Below are 20877 nucleotides of genomic sequence, written 5' to 3'. Positions count from 1 at the left end.
ATTTGTATTACTTTGTTAATTATTTAAGGGAGAACTTTCTATAAAAAGGTTATTTTTGTATCCAAAGTAAAGACAATGAACGCAGGACTAGTTATTATTCCTACCTACAATGAGATCGAAAATATAACGCAAATTATTGAGGCTGTACTCGAATTACCCGAGTGTTTTCACGTGCTTATTGTAGACGATAACTCTCCTGACGGCACAGCGGCGGTTGTAGAACAATTGCAAAAAAAATACAATAGCTTGCATTTGCTTAAAAGAAGTGGTAAAAATGGATTGGGAACGGCTTATGTAGATGGATTTAAATGGGCGCTTCAACGGGATTATCCCTATATCTTTGAAATGGATGCCGATTTTTCTCACAATCCTACCGATTTAAGTCGATTGTTGGCGAGTTGTAAGGCACAGGGAGGTATGGTTATTGGATCGAGATACGTAACGGGAGTCAATGTTGTTAATTGGCCGTTAAATCGCGTATTACTTTCTTATGGAGCTTCTATTTATGTGCGTTGGATTACGCGAATGCCAGTTAAAGACACTACAGCTGGTTTTGTTTGTTATGCAAAAGAGGTATTAGAATGTATTGATTTAGATAAAATTCGATTTGTGGGATATGCCTTTCAGATTGAAATGAAGTATAGAGTCTATGTCAAGCAATTTCCAATTACGGAAGTACCAATTATTTTTACAGATCGAACTCGAGGAGAGTCTAAAATGTCAAAAGGCATTATCAAAGAAGCAATTTTTGGAGTGATGAATCTAAAAATTAGAAAACTACTAAACAAACTATAATGAGTAACTACTTAATTAAAAACGGAAACCTTGTGAATGAAGGTATCGTGCAAAAGGGAGATATCCTGGTTCAAGAGGGGAAAATTGCACGTATAGCTTCTAATATTGAAGCCACAGTGGATATGCAAGTGATTGATGCAACAGGTAAATATGTGATTCCAGGAATGATTGATGATCAAGTGCATTTTCGCGAACCGGGATTGACACATAAAGGAGATATTGCTTCAGAATCAAGAGCGGCTGTTGCTGGAGGAATTACTTCTTTCATTGAACAACCTAATACAGTTCCCAATGCGGTTACTCAAGAATTATTAGAACAAAAATATGAAATAGCTTCTTCTAAATCCTATGCGAATTACTCGTTTATGATGGGGGGAACCAATGATAATTTAGAAGAATTACTACAGACAAATCCACGTAATGTTGCGGGAATTAAATTGTTTTTAGGTTCTTCAACGGGAAACATGCTAGTGGATCGCCAAGAAGTATTAGAGAAGATATTTTCAAGTACCTCTATGTTAATTGCTGTTCACGCAGAAGATGAAGGAACAATTCAGGCGAATTTACAACGACACAAAGAACAATACGGAGAAGATATTCCGGTACAATGTCACCCTGTTATTCGCAGCGAAGAAGCTTGTTATCTCTCTTCGTCAAAGGCAATTGAATTGGCAAAGAAAACGGGAGCGAGATTACACGTGTTTCACGTGTCTACAGGAAAAGAAACGGAGCTATTCCGCAATGATATTCCGTTGAAAGATAAAAAAATAACAGCTGAGGTTTGTGTACATCATTTGTGGTTTACAGATAAGGACTACGAAACAAAAGGAAATTTAATTAAGTGGAATCCTGCTGTAAAAAAAGAAAGTGACAGAGAAAAACTTTGGGAGGCTTTGTTAGATGGTCGTATTGATGTTATTGCAACAGATCATGCTCCTCATACCAAGGAGGAAAAAGCAAAAACGTATACGCAAGCACCTTCTGGAGGACCGTTGGTTCAGCACGCTTTAGTTTCCTTATTTGAGGCAAAAAAACAAGGGCGTATTACCGTTGAAAAAATTGTCGAAAAAACAGCACACAATCCTGCTATTTTATTCCAAATCGAAAAAAGAGGGTTTTTGAAAGAAGGATATCACGCCGATATTGTTGTCATTGATCCGAATAGCAGTTGGGAAGTGAATGCAGATAATATCTTGTATAAATGTGGGTGGTCTCCATTTGAAGGAGAAACATTTTCATCTAAAGTAACGCATACGTTTGTCAACGGATGTTTGGTTTATGAAAATGAAGAAGTAAAAGAGATTCGCTGTGGGCAAAGATTGCTTTTCGAACGTTAGTAGATTTATAGAAATGAAACAAGTAGTTGTGATTTTTTGTGTGGCTTTGTTGTTGTTGTCTTGTCAAAAGGATATGAACAAGCCCAATCCATTTATCGAACAATCAAAAATGGAGGATATTCTATATGATATGGCGCTGTTGTATGGTATGCAAGCAACAAATTCATTTGCCACAGATACAGTAAAAACAATACAGGTAAACGATGTGTTTGAAAAATATCAGATTGACAGTTTGACTTTTACAACAAATAATCGATACTATGTGATGTTGAAAAAAGGAGTGTATTTGGATATGCAAAATCGCGTAATGGATCGACTTAAAAAAGAAAAAGAACGAATTGATTCGCTATTGCCTAAAAAAGAAATAGAATTACAACCTATTCATGTAGCTACTGATTCTCTTCCTATTCAAGAAGTTTTATACGAGGAGGAATCGAAGCCTGCAGTAAAAAATAAGGCAGTAAATCAGAGTAAAATCAAAGAGATAAGCCCTAAAATGAAAAAGCGTTTGCAAGAGCAAATTGAAATGTAAAAAAGATAAATTTTTTATTTAAAACTTTTACTTAGCTCGGTTAAAAAATCTCGATAAGAGATAAATTGAAAAGACAGTGTTTGCTCAACTTTTGATGTATCATAGTTAAAACGACTTAAAGAAGCTTTCGCAATAGCACGTGTAAAGCTTCTTTTTTTTCTGGTTAGTACAGAAATAAAGGCATCTAAACGCCAGGCTAGGGCAAGACCAAATCGTCCAATTTCAAAGCTAGCTGGCTTTTTGTGGAGTAAAGCTGCAATAAAATGCAAAAGTTCGCGATTGTCTAAATTGTCAGAAACCAGAATATAACGTTCATTTTTGTGGTTGCTACGCATGAGGCGAATCATGCAAGATACGACATCCTCAACAGATACCACAGCTGTAGTTCCCGAAGTGTAAAAAGGAAATCCTTGATGTACTTTATACAAGAGTTCACTGCTGCCTTCTCGGTAAAAACCACGTCCAAAAATTACTCCAGGATTGACAATGATCACGTCAAGTCCTTCTTGTGTACCTCGCCAAACTTCCATTTCACCACCGAACTTGCTCAATGCATAATCACTGTGATACAATTCCGGATTCCATTCTGTTTTTTCCGTAATGGGGGTAGAAGGGTGAAGGGATTCGCCTAAAGCAGCAATGGAACTAACATGGCATAATTTTGCAATCTGATAGGCGATACAAAGGTTTACGATATTAGCGGTTCCTTCAATATTGGTTTTGCGCATCAAGTGTTCATCTTTGGGATCAAAAGAAATCATAGCGGCGCAGTGATATACACGCGTCACTCCTTCAAAGGCTTTTTCTAAGGCGGGTAAATCTAAAAGATCCGCTTGTTGCCACTGAATCTGTTCAAATAACGCTAATGCATGGTAGAGCTCAAATACCTGTTTGGTCTTATTTATACTTTGTGTATTTCGGTAAATAGCACGCACACTACCTTCTTCTTGTTGTAGAAGGTGTAAAAGAAGATGGCTTCCAACTAAGCCTGTTGCACCAGTGACTAATATCATAATGAACAAATGTAAAGGTTATGTTTTAGAAAGTGAAAGAATTGAACTAAAAGTTTGAAAGTAACGCCCGTATTTTCAGTGGATTGTTTTGAACCCTCTGAAAGCGATAAAAATAAAGAAGTAACCAAAAAAAGTTCTAATAGCGTAAGGAATTGAACTATCTTTGCATAAAATATAATTAAATGAAAAATTTTATTGAAGAAGTGACTTGGAGAGGAATGCTCCACGACGTTATGCCAGGCACTGAAGAACATTTGTTGGAGCAGATGCGTGTGGCGTATGTGGGAATTGACCCAACAGCGGATTCATTGCATATTGGACATTTAGTAGGTGTAATGCTTTTAAAGCATTTTCAAATGGCAGGACACAAACCAATTGCTTTAATTGGTGGTGCTACAGGAATGGTAGGTGATCCATCTGGAAAATCAAATGAACGTAATCTATTGTCAGAAGAAGCTTTACGTCACAATCAAAATGCGATCAAAGCTCAGCTAGAACGCTTTTTAGATTTTAATTCAGGTGCAGGAAATGCAGCCGAATTAGTGAACAACTACGACTGGATGAAAGATTTTTCTTTCTTAGAATTCATTAGAACAGTAGGTAAACACATTACTGTGAACTATATGATGGCAAAAGATTCTGTGAAAAAACGCCTAAATGGTGAATTCCAAGATGGAATGTCTTTTACAGAGTTTTGTTATCAGCTGTTACAAGGGTATGATTTTTTACATTTATTCCAAGCAAAGCAGGTTACGTTGCAAATGGGAGGTTCGGATCAGTGGGGGAATATTACTACAGGGACAGAATTAATTCGCCGTACAATTAGCGAAAAAGCCTATGCGTTGACTTGTCCTTTAATCACAAAGGCGGATGGTACCAAGTTTGGTAAATCTGAAGGTGGAAATATTTGGTTGTCTGCTGAATATACATCACCATACAAATTCTACCAATACTGGGTAAACGTATCGGATGCTGATGCTGAAAAATACATCAAGATATTTACTTTTATCGGGCGCGAAGAAATTGAAACGCTTGTAAAAGAACACCTAGAAGCACCGCATTTACGCGTTTTACAAAAAAGATTGGCAGAAGAAGTGACAACAATGGTTCACGGAGCTGAAAATTTAGAAAATGCAATCAAAGCTTCTGGAATTTTGTTTGGAAATTCATCTGCGGATGACTTGAAGCAATTGGACGCTAAAACGTTCTTAGAGGTTTTTGATGGAGTGCCTCAAGCAGAAATTACAAAAGCTGACGTTGAAGCAGGTTTACCTATTATTGAAGCTTTAGCTGGAAAGAGCGGGTTTATGCCATCAAACGGGGAAGCACGTCGTTCTTTGCAAGCAAATTCAATCGCAGTAAACCGCGATAAAGTAACAGAAGAATACGTGATTTCGACACAAGACTTGATTAATGATCAATTTATCCTCCTTCAAAAAGGGAAAAAGAATTACTTTATTTTACATGTAAAGTAATCTATATAAGTACAATAGAATAAAAAAGGTTATCTCTAAACAATGGAGATAACCTTTTTTCATTTAAATCTACCATATACGTGGTATTTACTCCTGTTCTTGTAGCTACTATCTTTGCCTTATCAAAAAACAAATAATTGGCACTGAATGTTTTCTCCCTATCGAAATACAAAAGGCCGTTATTTAAAAAGTAGTAGTATCATGCAGTCAATAGTTTTTTTACCGAAAACGACTTCGTTTCTTTCTTTTAATCTACAGGAAGTATCTTCTTCAATGTCGATGAAGTGCTGCGTGAACTTGTGTTGTTGCTAGCGCAACAATTATCTTATCTCGGATGTTGTATGTTGAACATCCTTATTATTTCAAATCTATCACTTTAGTATTAATGTATTGCTGGAAATAGCTAGCAATCAAAGGAACAATTTATGCAAAAAATTTTACAAATTGTTTTTGTGCTGATGGGAGTTTATCAGCTACAAGCACAAGAGTTTACAGTGAAAGGTACGGTCTCGGATGTAGGAGGAAGTTTACCTGGAGTAAGTGTGACAGTAGTAGAAACAGGTAAAGGAGTGGCCACGGATTTTGATGGGAATTACACCGTTAAAGTGGAGCCGAATCAAACACTTTCCTTTTCTTTTATTGGATATACAACTAAAAAAGTAAAAATTTCCAATCAAACGGAACTTAATATTTACCTAGAGGCACATGCCGAAAATTTAGAAGAAGTCATTATTCAAGTGCCTTATGGTACGGCCAATAAAAAGACTTATACAGGATCAGTTGGATTAGTTAGCGCTAAAACGATTGGACAATCTCAAGTGAGTAATGTTTCAAGAGTTTTAGAAGGTTCGGTAGCAGGGGTGCAATCTTTTGCGGCAAGTGGACAACCGGGTTCGGAAGCGGAAATACGCATCCGTGGGATTGGTTCAGTAAATGCAGGAAGTAGACCTTTATATGTAGTAGATGGTGTGCCTTATGAAGGGGGGCTATCTACTATTGCACCGGCAGATATTGAATCTATTTCTGTATTAAAGGATGCTACCGCTGCAACCTTATATGGATCTAGAGCGGCAAATGGCGTTGTGATGATTACAACCAAAAAAGGAGTGAAAAATCAAGAGCCTCAAATTGATATATCGGCTAAATACGGAACATCAAGCCGAGCGCGTAGTGATTATAAAACGATGAGTACTAATCAATACATGGAAATGTATTGGGAGGCTATGCGCAATGGGCGTATGGATACAGCTGGAGAAGATTGGGCTACCGCTTCTCAATATGCTACCGCAAATTTAGTAAGCTCGTTGGGAATTAATCCTTATGGATTGGAAAACCCTGAACCAGTGGGGACAGATGGAAAATTGCGTGCTGGATTACGCCCGCTTTGGAATGACAATTGGACTGATGCTTTATCGCAAAATGCCAATTATACAGATTTAACAGTTCGTGTATCTGGAGGTGGAGCCAAAACAAGATACTTTGTTTCAGGTGGTTTCTTAAACAATCAAGGGTATGTCAAAGAATCCGGTTTTAAACGTTTCAATTTCCGATCGAATATCGTAATAGATGCTAAAAACTGGTTGGAATTGGGATTGAATACTTCCGCTTCACACTCGATTCAAGATTATCCCAAACAAGATGATAGTGCCATTGGCAATGTGATTGGATTTGGTCGTAATATGCCCTCTTTTTACCCGATTTACGAACGCGATTTAACTACAGGAGCCTATTTATTAGATCCTGAAACAGGAAATCGTATCTATGATTTTGGAAATTATAGAGCAAGCTCGTATGCTCGTCACAATCTAGTGGCTACACTTCCCTTAGACAAGGCAGAAAATAAAACAGATTATGCCTCTGTTCGTACGTATGCTCAAGTGAAGTTCTTAGATAATTTGAAATTTAAAACGTCGTTAAACGTAGATTACAACAGTGTGTATAATCACAATGTAACGAATCCTGAAGTAGGGCCATCTAGTTCTACAGGAGGTGGTGTAAGCATGAGAAACACACGTACAACGGCAATGACGTATAACAATGTCCTGAATTACGATTTGGACTTAGATGATAAAAATAGTATTGGTGTGATGGCAGGACAAGAGTTCTATCAATATAAATCAAACTATTTTGGAGGAGCAAGAGAACAGTTGATTATGTTGGGATACGAACAACCAGATGCTGCCTCTCGATTGGCTGATTTCTACGGAAAAGCAGATGAATATAATATCTTTAGTTTATTTGGAAACTTACAGTATTCATATGATAAGAAGTATTACTTATCTGGATCATACCGCAGTGATCGATCTTCTCGATTTGCTCCAGGAAATCGCACCGCTTCCTTTTGGTCTTTAGGAGCTTCGTGGCGTCTAATAGATGAAGATTTCATGCAGAAGTATAGAGATTCGTGGTTGAATGAATTGATGGTTCGCGCAAGTTATGGTGCACAAGGAAATGATAAAGTGGAATATTATGCGTACCAGGCTTTATTTGATATCTATAATAATCTAGGTGATCCAGGTTTAGTAGCTTCTCGTTTGGGAACACCAAATGTGAGTTGGGAAACAAATATGAACCTAAATTTAGGTTTTGATTTTGGAATTTTCAATAACCGATTAACGGGTACGGTGGAATATTTTGAACGTGCGTCTAAAGATTTATTGTTTAATGAGGAACTAGCTCCTTCTCTTGGATTTGGTTCAGTATTAAAAAATATTGGGAAAATGAAAAATTACGGATGGGAATTATCACTAGAAGGATATCCAATCGTAACAGAGGATTGGAAATGGAAATTGGGAATGAATATTACGACTTATAAAAATAAAATTCAATCTCTTCCTACAGAAGAAATGTACAGTGGAACTAAAAAATGGATGAAAGGTGGATCATTGTATGATTTTTACCTCATTGAATGGGCAGGGGTTAATCCTGAAACAGGAAAACCGAGATGGTATGGAACGGATGCTAATGGCGAGCGTTTCATCACGGAAAATTACAGTGAATTAAAAGACAAAGACAAAGTGAAAAGCGGAAACTCATTACCGAAATTTTCAGGTGGATTCCAAACCGACTTGTCTTATAAAAATTGGCAATTGATTGCGAACTTCTCTTACGCTGTTGGTGGGAAAATATACAACGGTGATAAGTTGAGTTTAATGAAGCAAAATGGAGGAGGAACGTCTTGGAGTGTGGATATGTTAGATCGTTGGACACCAGAAAATACGGATGCTGATGTGGCGCGATTGACTACTTCAACGGCTAATGTATGGACGAATAGCTCAACTCGATTCTTAGTAGATCGTTCTTTTTTAAAGTTGAAAAACTTGTCAGTAGCGTACAATTTCCCACAAGAATGGTTAAAGAAAGTGAATATAGGTCAAGCTTCGGTGTATTTACAAGCAGAAAATTTATTTACACTGGCAAAACAACAAGGACTAGATCCTGAACAAAACTATGATGGAACAACTTATTTCCGTTATCCTGCGATGAAAACGATTTCAATAGGAGTAAACTTAAAATTATAACATGATGAAAAATTATATCCAATATACAAAAGCCTTAGCCCTGTTATTTTTCTTTGCGTTTGTTTCTTGTGATCAAGATACATCGCCAACGGATGCAGTGGAAGAGAAAGAAGTATTTAAAACGGTAGAAGGGAGCGAAAAAGTGTTAAATGGTAGTTGGGGACAATTAATGGAGACCTATTATACCTATGCAAACCCTGGATTTGGATCCTTTTTACGAACCAGTGATGCTATGGGGAATGACGCTGTGTTGCAAACTAATAAATACGGTTTTGGGAATCATTATCAGTTCAGTGCGCTTTATGGAAAAGGAGGGACGAATACACACAGTTGGAATTTGTCATACAAGACCATTAACAATATGAATAATATCTTAGCTTATATTGATAATTCAAAAGGAGATGCAGGAGAAAAAAGAAGAATAAAAGGACAAGCTTATGCCTTACGTGGATTTATGTATTTGCATTTGGCTTCTTCTTATGCCTTTGCGATTGACAAAGATCCCAATGCTTTAGCCGTGCCAATTTATCTGAAACCGACTACAGTTGATACGCAGCCCGCTAAAAGATCTACAGTACGAGAAGTGTATAATCAAGCATTAGCTGATTTAGAAGAAGCACTAGTGCTAATTCCAGAAGGATATGTGCGCAAACAAAAATTCCAAATTGATTACAGTGTGGTATTAGGGTTGCTGTCTAGAGCTAATTTATATGCTAGAAATTGGGAGAAAGCAAGGGATTATTCCGATCGTTTGTTAGCGAAGAATGATTATTTAATGACTGAGACAGAATACAAATCAGGATTTAATGATGTAGCGAATCGAGAATGGATTTGGGGTCATCCACAAACACCTGATCAAAGCAATGCGTCCTATCAATTCCATTATTTGGATGTGACTTCTAAAGATAGTTATTATTATAGTTTTAATGCAGATCCCTACTTTAAAGATTTATTTGAGGATGGAGATTATAGAAAGTCAATGATTAATTGGGCGCCTGATCCAAGTGCAGATATAGAGAAGGCTTCTGTGGTTTGGATGCGTTATGGCAAATTCAAGTTTAAAGCAGGACAGCTTGCGGATATGGTGTTGATGCGTACTTCAGAGATTTATTTAATCAATGCAGAAGCGAAAGCACAATTAAATGACGGAGATGCAATCAATAAATTGAATGAGGTAAAAAGAGCACGACATGCAGCTTTAGTTTCGAATTTAGCCGGAAAGGATTTATTAGAAGCTATTTGGTTAGAACGCAGAAAAGAATTATTCGGCGAAGGATTTGCTTTAGTCGACATCGTTAGAAATCAAAAAGCTGTAGTTCGAAAAAAATACGAAAATAATAAAGTAGAGTATGCTTATGTGGTAAGAGATGCAAATGGCAATGAGGAAACAAAAACGAAAATAATGACCGCTAATGGGCATTATGCGTTGAATTTTCCAGATCAAAGTCCGTTTGTAGCAAATAGTCCTTACTACTTATATCAAATACCAAACGTGGAAGAGAGAGAGAATCCAAACCTATAATAGTGAGTGGTTCATTAGTTGTTTATTTTATTCAATCAGTAATGGTGGAAAAGGCTGTCTAATCGACAGCCTTTTGCTGTTTATTCCTAAAATTATTTCCTTAATTTTGTAAGACAAAGGTAAGCTATGGTGCATATTGCTATTTTAGAAGAGAAAGAATTGGTTCGTTTGGGAATAAAAACGATAGCAGAGCAAGTGATACAAGAAGAAATTGTATGGTGTGATTTACATAGTGTACAAGATATTCGTATGTTCTTGAAAAAGAATAGCTCAGCTTGTGTGTTTTTTAATCCAACGACGTATCAATTGCTCCAACAAGTGGATGCTATTTACGAGTTAAAAAGCACCTATGAGCGAAGCGTATGGGTGATGTGGTTAGAAGAATTACCTGAAATCTGGTTGAAGAAGATACTGCAGATGAAATCCATTAACGGATTTAATATGTTACAGCAAAAAGGAACTTTAGAAGAAATTAAAAAAGGGTTGACTGCGATTAGCAAAAAAGAAAATTATATTGCTCCTTGCGTACAAGAGGTGTTTAATTCATATAAAACAACAGCCTTCAAAGTCGATCAGATTTTGACGAATGCAGAGCGCGAGATTTTAAAAGAAATAGCCACTGGAAAAATGACGAAGGAAATTGCTGCTGATCGAAATATAAGTATTCATACCGTTATCACGCATCGGAAGAATATTTTTAAAAAACTCGAAGTAAGTAGTGTACACGACGCCACAAGATATGCCATTCGAGCGGGTATTATTACCGTAAACGACTATTACATTTAGATACAAAAAAAACTGCCTTGGCAGTTTTTTTGTTTTATATCGGTAGTGGATTTTTGAAGATGTCTTGATTAATCTCATCGATGTAATTCAGTACTTCATCACGTCCTGTTTTGTCTTCTGAAGAAGTAATAAAGTAAGGAGGCATTTCTTCCCAAATTCCATTTAGTAGTTGCTTTTTATAATCCGCTACTAATTGAGGGATTTTGGTTTTGCCCACTTTATCCGCCTTGGTAAAGATAATACCAAAAGGAATTCCTGCTTCACCTAAATATTCCATGAATTCCAAATCAATCTTTTGTGCTTCGTGTCTGATGTCAATCAAAACAAAAGCAGAAACCAATTGTCTGCGTTTTTCAAAGTACTCTGTAATAAATTTTTGGAAAACACTTTTTGTTTTCTTTGATACTTTAGCATATCCATATCCAGGTAAATCGACTAAAAACCAATTAGAATTAATTTTAAAGTGGTTGATTAACTGTGTTTTTCCTGGTCTTGAAGACGTTTTAGCTAAAGATTTTGAATTGGTAAGCATATTGATTAAAGAAGACTTCCCAACGTTGGATCTTCCGATGAATGCATACTCTGGTAAAGGCTCGTTTGGGCACTTACTCACATCAGAGTTACTCATTACAAATGCTGCTGTATTTATTTTCATTGTTTTATATGTTGCGTTCGTTGAACCACGTATTTAATAGTTCATTGAATTCGTCTGGATGTTCCATCATGGCGGCATGTCCGCATTTATCAATCCAATATAGGTTTGAGTCAGGTAGTAATTCGTGAAATTCTACAGCGACCTCTGGCGGAGTTACTTTATCATTTCTGCCCCAAATTAAACAAGTAGGAACATTTATTTTAGGTAAGTCCTTGGACATATTATGTCGAATTGCACTTTTTGCAATCGTCAAAGTCTTAATTAACTTCATACGATCATTTACTGTAGCAAAAACATCATCTACGATTTCTTTTGTTGCTACAGCAGGGTCATAAAATACATCTTCTGCTTTTTTTCTGATATATTCGTAATCACCTCGTTTTGGATAACTGTCCCCCATAGCACTTTCATATAGCCCCGAACTTCCTGTCAGCACCATAGCTTTTAGATATTGAGGATACATTTTGGCAAAATACAACGCGATATGCCCCCCAAGTGAGTTACCCAATAAAATAACATCTTTATAACCAATGCGCTCAATAAAGTCTTTGACAAATTTAGCAAAGGCTTTGACATTTGTTTTTAAAATACTATTGGTGTATAAAGGCAGTTCAGGAATAATAACTTTATAGCCTTTTTGAGGAAAGAAATTTGCAACTCCATCGAAATTACTAAGCCCTCCCATTAATCCATGTAAGATGATAATTGGTGTTCCTTCACCAACTTCCACATATCGGAATTTACCGTCTTCTTTTAAAGTTCGCTCCATTAGCTCTTACTTGCGATTTTTAAATTCTTACAAATATACATTTTTAATAGAGACAAATATTGTAATAAAAGGATAAAATACGGTAGTGGGTGAAAAAGAAAATAACTCACTCTTTATTAAGTGTACAAAATTTTTTTTTCAAGAGGAGTAAGTGTGCATGTTATCAGTGTGTTAGTATTGCTTGTTCTGGTTGTGCCTGGATTTGAAGTTGTTGTGTTTTCTCTCTATTTCTTTTGTATGAAAGGCAATTGGGGCAAAAAAAATGAATCTTTTTGAAAAAAGCGTATAAAGGAGAAGGAGTGAAAAAAAACGGCTGTTTTGAACTGAAAAAAGGTTGAAAATCTGCTTTTTTCCATGTAAAAAAGAGGGAGATTTTAATTAAAATAAAGACTGAAAAACAATCTTTTTTGCAAAAAATAGTTTCGGTGTTTTTTGTAAATAAATACGTATTTACTTGTCTTAAATCGAGGTTTTGCGTTAAAACGATAGTAATAAGATAAAGAGGTGTTTTAAGGTGAAAAAATGCGAATTGTATAAGGATAAGTTAGTTCAAATCAAGGAGTTTGATTAAAAAATGGTTAAGTATAAACAAATAAATCGGCTATTGAAGTCAGTAAATACGCTATTTTTGGAAAACTTATTAACAAAGTGGGTAAAAGTGGGTAAAAGTGGTAAAAAAATAATTACATTTGCTAAGTATATATATATATAAACACATTTTGACGTCAATTATCGGTACATACGAGTGTAAGATCGATACCAAAGGAAGGGTATTGGTGCCTGCTTCTTTGAAGAAGCAGTTGCCTGCTATGTCTGATGGTTTTGTGCTAAAGAGATCGGTGTTTGAAACGTGTTTGGAATTGTGGCCAATGGCTGAGTGGGAGAAGATGATGTTGAAAATCAATAAGCTGAATCCTTTCGATAAAAAAGTAGATACGTTTATTCGCGCTTTTATGGCGGGGGTTAAAATGGTAGATATTGATGATGCAGGTCGTTTGCTAATTGCAAAGGATCTGTTGCAGTTTGGGAATATTACGAAAGAGATTGTAATGGCTTCTAAAGTGAATATCGTTGAAATATGGGATAAAGACCTGTATGAAGCTACGTTAGAACCAGATGATTTTGATTTTGGTGCATTGGCGCAAGAAGTAATGAGTAATATTAGTTTTGATGAGTAAAGATTTATACGCATATCATAGACCTGTTTTGTTAACCGAAACAGTGGATGGGTTAAATATCCGTCCCGATGGCGTTTATGTGGATGTGACATTTGGTGGTGGTGGTCACTCAAGAGAGATATTGAGTCGCTTAGGTGAGAATGGAAAATTGTTTGCCTTTGACCAGGATGATGATGCTGTGAAAAATGCAATTGACGATCCTCGATTTGTCTTGATTAATCAAAATTTTAGATACTTAAAGCGCTATTTGAGATTTTATGGCGTACGTGAAGTAGATGGGATATTAGGTGATTTAGGAGTTTCATCTCATCAGTTTGACGTAGCAGAACGCGGTTTTTCTACGCGTTTTGATGGTGAGCTTGATATGAGAATGAATCAAAATGGTGAACTGTCTGCTTATCATGTAGTCAATGATTATGATGAAAAAGATTTGAGATACTTGCTTAGTGTCTATGGGGAATTGAAAAATGCAGGTGCTATGGCTCATACCATTGTCAAAGCAAGAGAAAATGGAGAAATAAAGAATACAGATCAACTGAAACAAGTATTAGCTCGATTTTTACCCGCACACAAAAGTGCTAAAATATTAGCACAGGTGTATCAAGCCATTCGAATTGAAGTGAATCAGGAGATTGAAGTACTGAAAGAATTGTTAGAGCAAAGTGTTGAGGTACTAAAATCAGAAGGTAGATTGAGTGTCATCTCTTATCACTCTTTGGAAGATCGTTTAGTTAAGCGTTTTATGAAAAATGGAATGTTTGAAGGGGAGCCAGAGCGCGACATGTTTGGAAGATTTGAAGTTCCATTGAAACAATTGGGGAAACTAATTGTTCCATCGGAAGAAGAAATAGCAGTAAATAACAGAGCCCGATCGGCGAAGTTGAGAGTTGCAGAGAAAAAATGAAAAAAACAATAGCAAGTCCAGTAGATGTAATTAAAGCTAAAATTCTCGTCAACGAGAATTCCGCGAAAACGTGGGCCTTTATTATATATGTGATTGTGTTAGGAATGATACTAATTGGAAACACTCAGCGATATGAATCCAAGGTGTTTAAGATTGGAAAATTAACCCACGAAGTAAAAATGCTTCGTGCTGAGTTTGTCGCTACGCGATCAGAACTTATGGAACTGAAGATGGAGTCGACAATCACTCGAAAATTAGAAGAAGAAGGAATATATCCTTCTGAAACACCACCACAGAAGATTAAGGTGTTGAAGGAGGTAGATAATAAAACATTTTGGAATAAACTATGGCCCTAGGGAACAAAAATATTTACATCAATATTTATGTCGTCACTGCAATAGTATTGTTACTGGCAGGAGGGGTAATTTATCGGTTGCTGTTAATTCAAGGAGTCGAGGGAAGTGAACTTCGCCAAAAAGCGCGAAGTGAAAACCGAGTGAAAGAAGAAATAATAGAGGCCAATAGAGGGAATGTTTATTCTGCTGATGGAAGCTTATTAGCCACATCAGTGCCGGTCTTTGAAATACGTTTTGACGGGGTTGCACCCAAACAAGAAAACTTTGAGAAAGAGGTGAAACCCTTAGCGGATTCGCTAGCGGTGATGTTTCGCAAACCAAGCTCATATTATGAAAATATGTTGAGAAAGGGAAGAGCTTCTAAAAGCCGCTATATTCTTATCGCTCGTAATTTGAGCTATGTAGACTATGTGCGAATCAAAAATTTTCCTCTATTTAAACGAGGGGGAAATGGCGGTGGATTTATTTCTTCTCAAAAAACAGTACGCCAACATCCTATTGGAAGAATTGCGAAAAGAACCATTGGTTATGAGCGAAAAAATGAAGATGGTACATTCGGAAGAGTGGGGATTGAAGGAGCTTTTACAGATTATCTCAGTGGTTATGACGGAAAGCGCAAAATGCAAAGTTTAGCCAAGAATCAATGGAAGCCGATTAATGACGAAAATGAGATTGAACCCATTGATGGAAAAGATATTATCTCAACCATTGATGTGTACATTCAGGATATAGCGCATCATGCTTTGTTGCAATCACTAGATAAGTATAGCGCAGATCACGGTTGTGTGATTGTAATGGAGACGAAAACAGGAGCCATTCGCGCGATTTCAAATCTAGGGAGAGATGAAAAAACAGGAGGGTACTATGAAACAGTAAACTATGCAGTAGGAGAGAAACACGAACCAGGTTCTACATTTAAGTTAGCTTCACTTTTAGCTTTGTTGGAAAAGAAGCAAGTAGATACGGCTCGTATTTACGACACCAATGAAGGGGTTGTTCGCTTTTACAATGCAAGAGTGCGCGATTCTAAACGAGGAGGATATGGAAAAGTTTCTCTGGCGAGAGGAATTGAATTGTCTTCAAATACTGTAATTACACAAGCGGTTGACGAGGCATTCAAAAATAATCCCAAAGAATTTACGGATTATTTGAGCACCTTGTGGATGGACAAACCTTTAGGATTAAAGATAAAAGGAGAAGCAACACCTTATATACCTAAACCAGGACAAAAGGGATGGAGTGGATTGGCCTTGCCTTGGATGGCTTTTGGATATGGATTATCTGTGACGCCTTTGCAAACGCTAACCTTATATAATGCTGTGGCCAATAATGGTGAAATGGTGAAACCTTATTTTGTATCGGAAATCAAAGAATTTGATCAGACGATTCAGAAATTTGATAAAGTGGTGTTGAATCCGCAAATTGCCTCTCCAGATGTTATTCATCAAGCGAGAGCAATCTTAGAAAATACAGTGAAAAAAGGAACAGGTAAAAAACTGTACTCACCGAATTTTTCTATGGCGGGAAAAACAGGAACAGCGCAGGTAAACTACGGCAAGGGAAAAGGATATGATTCAGATATGTACTATTCTTCTTCTTTCGCAGGATATTTTCCAGCCGATGATCCAAAATACTCGTGTATCGTTGTGATTCACAAACCAGATCGATCAAAGAGCTATTATGGAGCAGATGTTGCGGGACCAGTATTTAAGCGAATTGCGCAGAAAATTTATACTGATGTTCCGACAACGAAGGAGATGAGAGATTCGAATGAAGTGCCTACCAGTATTGCAGTAAGCTATCAATCTTTTATGACGCAAAATCAATTGGGAGAATCAATTATGCCTGATGTCAGAGGGATGCAAGTCATGGATGTTTTACCACTATTGGAAAATTTGGGACTTAAAGTCCAGGTTAAAGGAGTAGGAAAAGTCAAAACGCAGTCAATACTAGCAGGACAAAAAATAGATAAAAATCAAAAAGTAGTTTTAGAACTATCGTGAAAAAGATAAAAGACATATTATACAAAGTAGAGATACAGTCTATTGTTGGATCGACAGATGCAGCAATAGACCATTTGACTTTTGACTCGCGTCAAGTAAAGTCAAATACTCTGTTTATTGCCATAGTAGGTGAAGTAGCGGATGGGCATGCGTATATCAAGCAAGCCATTGATCAGGGAGCAACAGCTATTGTATGTCAAGTGTTGCCCAATGATTTGGTAGAAGGGATTGTTTATGTTTTAGTTGAAGACAGCAATAGAGCATTAGCCATTATAGCTGCTAATTTCTATGACAATCCTTCGTACAAATTAAAATTAGTGGGTGTAACAGGAACGAATGGAAAAACAACAATTGCAACGTTGTTGTATAAGATGTTTAGCAGCTTAGGTTATAAAGTAGGGTTGTTGTCAACGGTAAATATCCGAATTGGAGCAGACCTTTATGAAACCTCACACACCACACCCGATTCGATTACGATTAATGCGTATTTGAATCAAATGGTAGAGGAAGGATGTGAATTTTGTTTTATGGAAGTGAGTTCACATGGTGTGGTGCAGCATCGAACATTTGGACTTCATTTTGAAGGGGGAATATTTACGAATTTAACCCATGACCATTTGGATTACCACAAAACATTTGCAGCCTATCGCGATGCAAAAAAAATGTTCTTTGACCAATTGGGGAAAACAAGCTTTGCCTTGACAAACCTAGATGATAAAAATGGACCTGTGATGGTGCAAAACACCAAAGCAAAGGTTTGTACATACGCTTTGAAAAATATGGCGGATTACAAAGGTCAAATTCTGGAAAGTCAATTTTCAGGTATGTTGATGAAAATTAATCAACAAGAGTTATGGGTACAACTTATCGGAGCGTTCAATGCGTCAAATTTATTGGCAGTATTTGGAACAACGGTAGCTTTAGGTGTACCTCAAGAGGAAGCATTGATACACTTGAGTAAGTTGACAAGTGTAGAAGGTCGTTTTCAATACATTGTATCGTCTAAAAACGTAACAGCAATTGTTGATTACGCGCATACACCTGATGCATTGGCTAATGTAATTGCAACAATTAACAGCATTCGCACCAACAATGAACAATTAATTACAGTTGTTGGATGTGGAGGAAATAGAGATAAAACAAAACGCCCAGAGATGGGAAAAATAGCATCTGATTTAAGTAATAAAGTCATTTTTACTTCAGATAATCCTCGATTTGAAACGCCTACAGCAATATTAGACGATATAGAAGCAGGCGTAGAACCACAAAATAAGATGAAAACGATTGTGGTGGAAGATCGAAAACAAGCGATAAAACTAGCTTGCCAGCAAGCCGTTGCCGGAGATATTATACTTATCGCGGGTAAAGGACACGAAACGTATCAAGAGATAAAAGGAGTAAGAAGTCATTTTAGTGACTTGGAAATAGTAAAAGAGTTTTTAGAACTATAGTAAAGGAGAAGAGTTATGTTGTATTACGTATTTCAATACTTAGAAAGTTTTTTCAAGATACCAGGAGCAGGAGTGTTCCAGTATATTACGTTTCGTTCAGGTATGGCGATGATTTTCTCTTTGTTGATCTCAATTATCTACGGAAAGCGCATTATTGAGCGTTTGCGAAAAATGCAAATAGGAGAAACCGTTAGAGAACTAGGTTTAGAAGGACAAAAAGAAAAATCTGGAACACCGACAATGGGTGGAATTATCATCATTGTAGCAACCTTAATCCCTGTATTATTGTTTGCTAAATTAGATAATATCTATGTTTTGTTGTTGATTTTGACAACAGTATGGATGGGGGCTATCGGATTTTTAGACGATTATATTAAAGTATTTAAAAAAGATAAAGAAGGATTAAAAGGACGATTTAAAGTAGTAGGTCAAGTAGGATTGGGACTTATCGTGGGGGCTGTATTGTATTTTAGCCCAGCAGTAACGATTCGTGAAGTACCTGCAAAACACATGTTAAGCGAGGTTGCTGTCAGTCAATACGATGTGAAATCTACTGCTACAACCATTCCTTTTTTTAAAAATAATGAATTTGATTACAGCATGTTAATCAGCTGGATGGGAGAAGGAGCACAAGATTATGCTTGGTTGATTTTTATTCCCATTGTCATTTTTATCGTTACAGCGGTATCGAACGGTGCCAATCTAACAGATGGAATTGACGGTTTAGCTGCGGGTACCTCTGCTATATCCACCTTTGTGTTGGGTATTTTTGCCTTTATATCAGGAAACGTGATTTTCGCTAATTATCTCGATATCATGTATATTCCTAATTCAGGTGAAATGACGGTCTTTGTCTCCGCCTTTATTGGAGCACTGATTGGATTTTTGTGGTATAACACTTTTCCTGCTCAAGTGTTCATGGGAGATACAGGAAGTTTAACCATAGGGGGAATTATCGCTGTATTGGCTATTGCTGTGCGTAAAGAATTGTTGATTCCCGTGTTATGTGCCGTATTTTTTGCCGAAACACTATCCGTAGTGTTGCAAGTGAGTTATTTTAAATACACGAAGAATAAGTATGGAGAAGGAAGACGAATATTTTTAATGTCGCCTTTGCATCACCACTTCCAAAAGAAAGGATATCACGAGAGTAAAATCGTAACTCGCTTTTGGATTATAGCAATTCTCTTAGGTGTATTTTGTGTGATTTCATTAAAACTGAGATAAAACATGAGAGTGGTTATTTTAGGAGGAGGAGAAAGTGGCGTTGGAACGGCTTTGTTAGCCATTGAAAAAGGATATGACGCTTTTGTTTCAGATTATGGAATCATCCAAGAAAAATATAAAGAAGTTCTTATAAATAATGCAATCGATTGGGAAGAACAGCAACATACAGAAGCGAAAATATTAAATGCAGATGTAGTTGTAAAGAGCCCTGGAATACCAGATAAGGCGCCAATCGTAAAAAAAATTGTAGCGAAGGGAATTCAAGTAATCTCTGAGATAGAGTTTGCTTATCCTTTTAATGAAGCGTTGTCAGTCGCTATTACGGGAAGTAATGGAAAGACGACAACTACGATGTTAACGTATCACATATTGAAACAAGGCGGACTCGATGTCGGTTTAGGTGGAAATATTGGTACAAGTTATGCGGAGCAAGTGAAGGTGGATCCTGCAAAATGTTATGTTTTGGAGTTGAGTAGTTTTCAATTGGATGGAATTGAAACGTATAGACCCCATATTGCAGTAATCACTAATATTAGTCCCGATCATTTAGATCGATACGACTATAAGTATGAAAATTATATCGCTTCAAAGTTTCGAATTACGATGAATCAGACCGAAGAGGATTATCTGATTTATGATTATGATGATGTAGAGATTCAGAAATGGTTGAGCGAGCATGAGGTAAAAGCACATAAATTACCTTTTTCTATTACACATCAACTAGAAGAAGGAGCGTATGTGGAAGATGATAAAATTATAGTGAATATGAGTGATGAAAAATTTGTATTACCTATTAAGGAAGTGGCTCTAGAAGGGATGCACAACTTAAAAAATGTTATGGCAGCAACAACAATAGCGCAGTTAAAGCGAATTAGAAAAAATGTAATACGTGAAAGTTTATCAGATTTTCAAGGAGTTGAGCATCGTTTGGAGAAAGTGCTGAAATTGGAGAACGTTCAATATATTAACGACTCAAAGGCAACCAATGTAAACGCGACTTTTTTCGCTTTAGATAGCATGAAAACACCAACAGTTTGGATTGTTGGTGGTGTGGATAAGGGAAATGATTACGATGAATTGATGCCTTTAGTACGTGAAAAAGTAAAAGCAATTGTTTGTTTGGGAATTGATAACCAAAAAATAAAAGCGGCTTATGAAAAGGTGGTAGACGATTTAGTCGAAGTACAATCCATGCATGATGCCGTTGTTCAAGCAAAAGCTTTAGCTGAAGGAGGAGATACTGTTTTACTATCACCCGCTTGTGCAAGTTTCGATTTGTTCACCAGCTATGAAGATAGAGGAAGACAGTTCAAAGAAGAAGTAATGAAATTATAATATAGATAAATTAGAGGT

Annotated in this window: 17 protein-coding genes; 14 read left to right on the top strand and 3 right to left on the bottom strand. The window is 36.7% G+C overall.

Annotated elements, in window-relative coordinates; translation table 11 throughout:
• Window positions 1-75 precede the first annotated feature (75 nt).
• The 3 genes from HX004_RS03900 to HX004_RS03890 are packed head-to-tail and all read left to right on the top strand — an operon-like array spanning window position 76 to window position 2664.
• Complete coding sequence (locus HX004_RS03900) at window positions 76-795, top strand: polyprenol monophosphomannose synthase (RefSeq protein ID WP_286440995.1); 720 nt, start codon at window positions 76-78, stop codon at window positions 793-795.
• Complete coding sequence (locus tag HX004_RS03895; protein ID WP_286440994.1) at window positions 795-2132, top strand: dihydroorotase; 1338 nt, start codon at window positions 795-797, stop codon at window positions 2130-2132. Before HX004_RS03900 ends, HX004_RS03895 begins: the two co-directional genes overlap by 1 nt.
• Before the next feature lie 13 nt (window positions 2133-2145).
• A complete protein-coding gene (locus HX004_RS03890; protein WP_286440993.1) occupies window positions 2146-2664 on the top strand; it encodes a DUF4296 domain-containing protein in 519 nt (172 codons plus the stop codon).
• Window positions 2665-2678: 14 nt separating this feature from the next.
• On the opposite strand, the gene HX004_RS03885 is transcribed toward HX004_RS03890, so the two are convergent.
• Entirely contained in the window at window positions 2679-3677 is a 999-nt protein-coding gene (locus HX004_RS03885) for an NAD-dependent epimerase/dehydratase family protein (RefSeq protein ID WP_286440992.1), read from the bottom strand.
• A gap of 182 nt (window positions 3678-3859) precedes the next feature.
• On the opposite strand from HX004_RS03885, the gene tyrS reads away from it, so the two are divergent.
• The 4 genes from tyrS (at window position 3860) to HX004_RS03865 (ending at window position 10981) form a co-directional block, all read left to right on the top strand.
• The gene (gene tyrS, locus HX004_RS03880; protein WP_286440991.1) at window positions 3860-5152 is read left to right on the top strand and encodes a tyrosine--tRNA ligase; all 1293 of its coding nucleotides are present in this window, start codon (window positions 3860-3862) and stop codon (window positions 5150-5152) included.
• 425 nt (window positions 5153-5577) lie between these two features.
• Window positions 5578-8673, top strand: coding sequence for a SusC/RagA family TonB-linked outer membrane protein (locus HX004_RS03875; protein WP_286440990.1), 3096 nt, complete (start codon window positions 5578-5580; stop codon window positions 8671-8673).
• A 4-nt stretch (window positions 8674-8677) separates the two neighbouring features.
• Window positions 8678-10195 (top strand): RagB/SusD family nutrient uptake outer membrane protein, encoded by a 1518-nt coding sequence (locus HX004_RS03870; protein ID WP_286440989.1) that lies wholly within the window; start codon window positions 8678-8680, stop codon window positions 10193-10195.
• A gap of 126 nt (window positions 10196-10321) precedes the next feature.
• Window positions 10322-10981: a response regulator transcription factor gene (locus HX004_RS03865; protein WP_286440988.1), complete on the top strand. Its 660-nt coding sequence runs from the start codon at window positions 10322-10324 to the stop codon at window positions 10979-10981.
• A gap of 34 nt (window positions 10982-11015) precedes the next feature.
• On the opposite strand, the gene yihA is transcribed toward HX004_RS03865, so the two are convergent.
• A complete protein-coding gene (yihA, locus tag HX004_RS03860) occupies window positions 11016-11636 on the bottom strand; it encodes a ribosome biogenesis GTP-binding protein YihA/YsxC (protein ID WP_286440987.1) in 621 nt (206 codons plus the stop codon).
• A gap of 4 nt (window positions 11637-11640) precedes the next feature.
• Window positions 11641-12405, bottom strand: a complete 765-nt coding sequence (locus tag HX004_RS03855) for an alpha/beta fold hydrolase (RefSeq protein ID WP_286440986.1) — start codon at window positions 12403-12405, stop codon at window positions 11641-11643.
• A gap of 719 nt (window positions 12406-13124) precedes the next feature.
• Here HX004_RS03855 and mraZ point away from each other — a divergent pair.
• The 7 genes from mraZ to murD are packed head-to-tail and all read left to right on the top strand — an operon-like array spanning window position 13125 to window position 20859.
• Window positions 13125-13583 (top strand): division/cell wall cluster transcriptional repressor MraZ, encoded by a 459-nt coding sequence (gene mraZ, locus HX004_RS03850; RefSeq protein ID WP_286440985.1) that lies wholly within the window; start codon window positions 13125-13127, stop codon window positions 13581-13583.
• A complete protein-coding gene (rsmH, locus tag HX004_RS03845) occupies window positions 13576-14487 on the top strand; it encodes a 16S rRNA (cytosine(1402)-N(4))-methyltransferase RsmH (RefSeq protein WP_286440984.1) in 912 nt (303 codons plus the stop codon). Before mraZ ends, rsmH begins: the two co-directional genes overlap by 8 nt.
• Window positions 14484-14843, top strand: a complete 360-nt coding sequence (locus HX004_RS03840) for an FtsL-like putative cell division protein (protein ID WP_286440983.1) — start codon at window positions 14484-14486, stop codon at window positions 14841-14843. Before rsmH ends, HX004_RS03840 begins: the two co-directional genes overlap by 4 nt.
• A complete protein-coding gene (locus HX004_RS03835; RefSeq protein ID WP_286440981.1) occupies window positions 14834-16846 on the top strand; it encodes a PASTA domain-containing penicillin-binding protein in 2013 nt (670 codons plus the stop codon). Before HX004_RS03840 ends, HX004_RS03835 begins: the two co-directional genes overlap by 10 nt.
• Window positions 16843-18297, top strand: a complete 1455-nt coding sequence (locus HX004_RS03830) for a UDP-N-acetylmuramoyl-L-alanyl-D-glutamate--2,6-diaminopimelate ligase (protein WP_286440979.1) — start codon at window positions 16843-16845, stop codon at window positions 18295-18297. The genes HX004_RS03835 and HX004_RS03830 overlap by 4 nt, the downstream gene beginning before the upstream one ends.
• A gap of 15 nt (window positions 18298-18312) precedes the next feature.
• On the top strand, window positions 18313-19524 hold the full coding sequence (mraY, locus tag HX004_RS03825; RefSeq protein WP_286440977.1) for a phospho-N-acetylmuramoyl-pentapeptide-transferase: 1212 nt from the start codon (window positions 18313-18315) through the stop codon (window positions 19522-19524).
• Window positions 19525-19527: 3 nt separating this feature from the next.
• Window positions 19528-20859, top strand: a complete 1332-nt coding sequence (gene murD / locus HX004_RS03820) for a UDP-N-acetylmuramoyl-L-alanine--D-glutamate ligase (RefSeq protein ID WP_286440976.1) — start codon at window positions 19528-19530, stop codon at window positions 20857-20859.
• The last annotated feature ends 18 nt before the right edge of the window (window positions 20860-20877 follow it).

It is taken from the genome of Myroides sp. 1354, assembly GCF_030324495.1.
Lineage (GTDB): Bacteria > Bacteroidota > Bacteroidia > Flavobacteriales > Flavobacteriaceae > Flavobacterium.
This window is presented reverse-complemented; position numbering and strand designations above follow the sequence as displayed.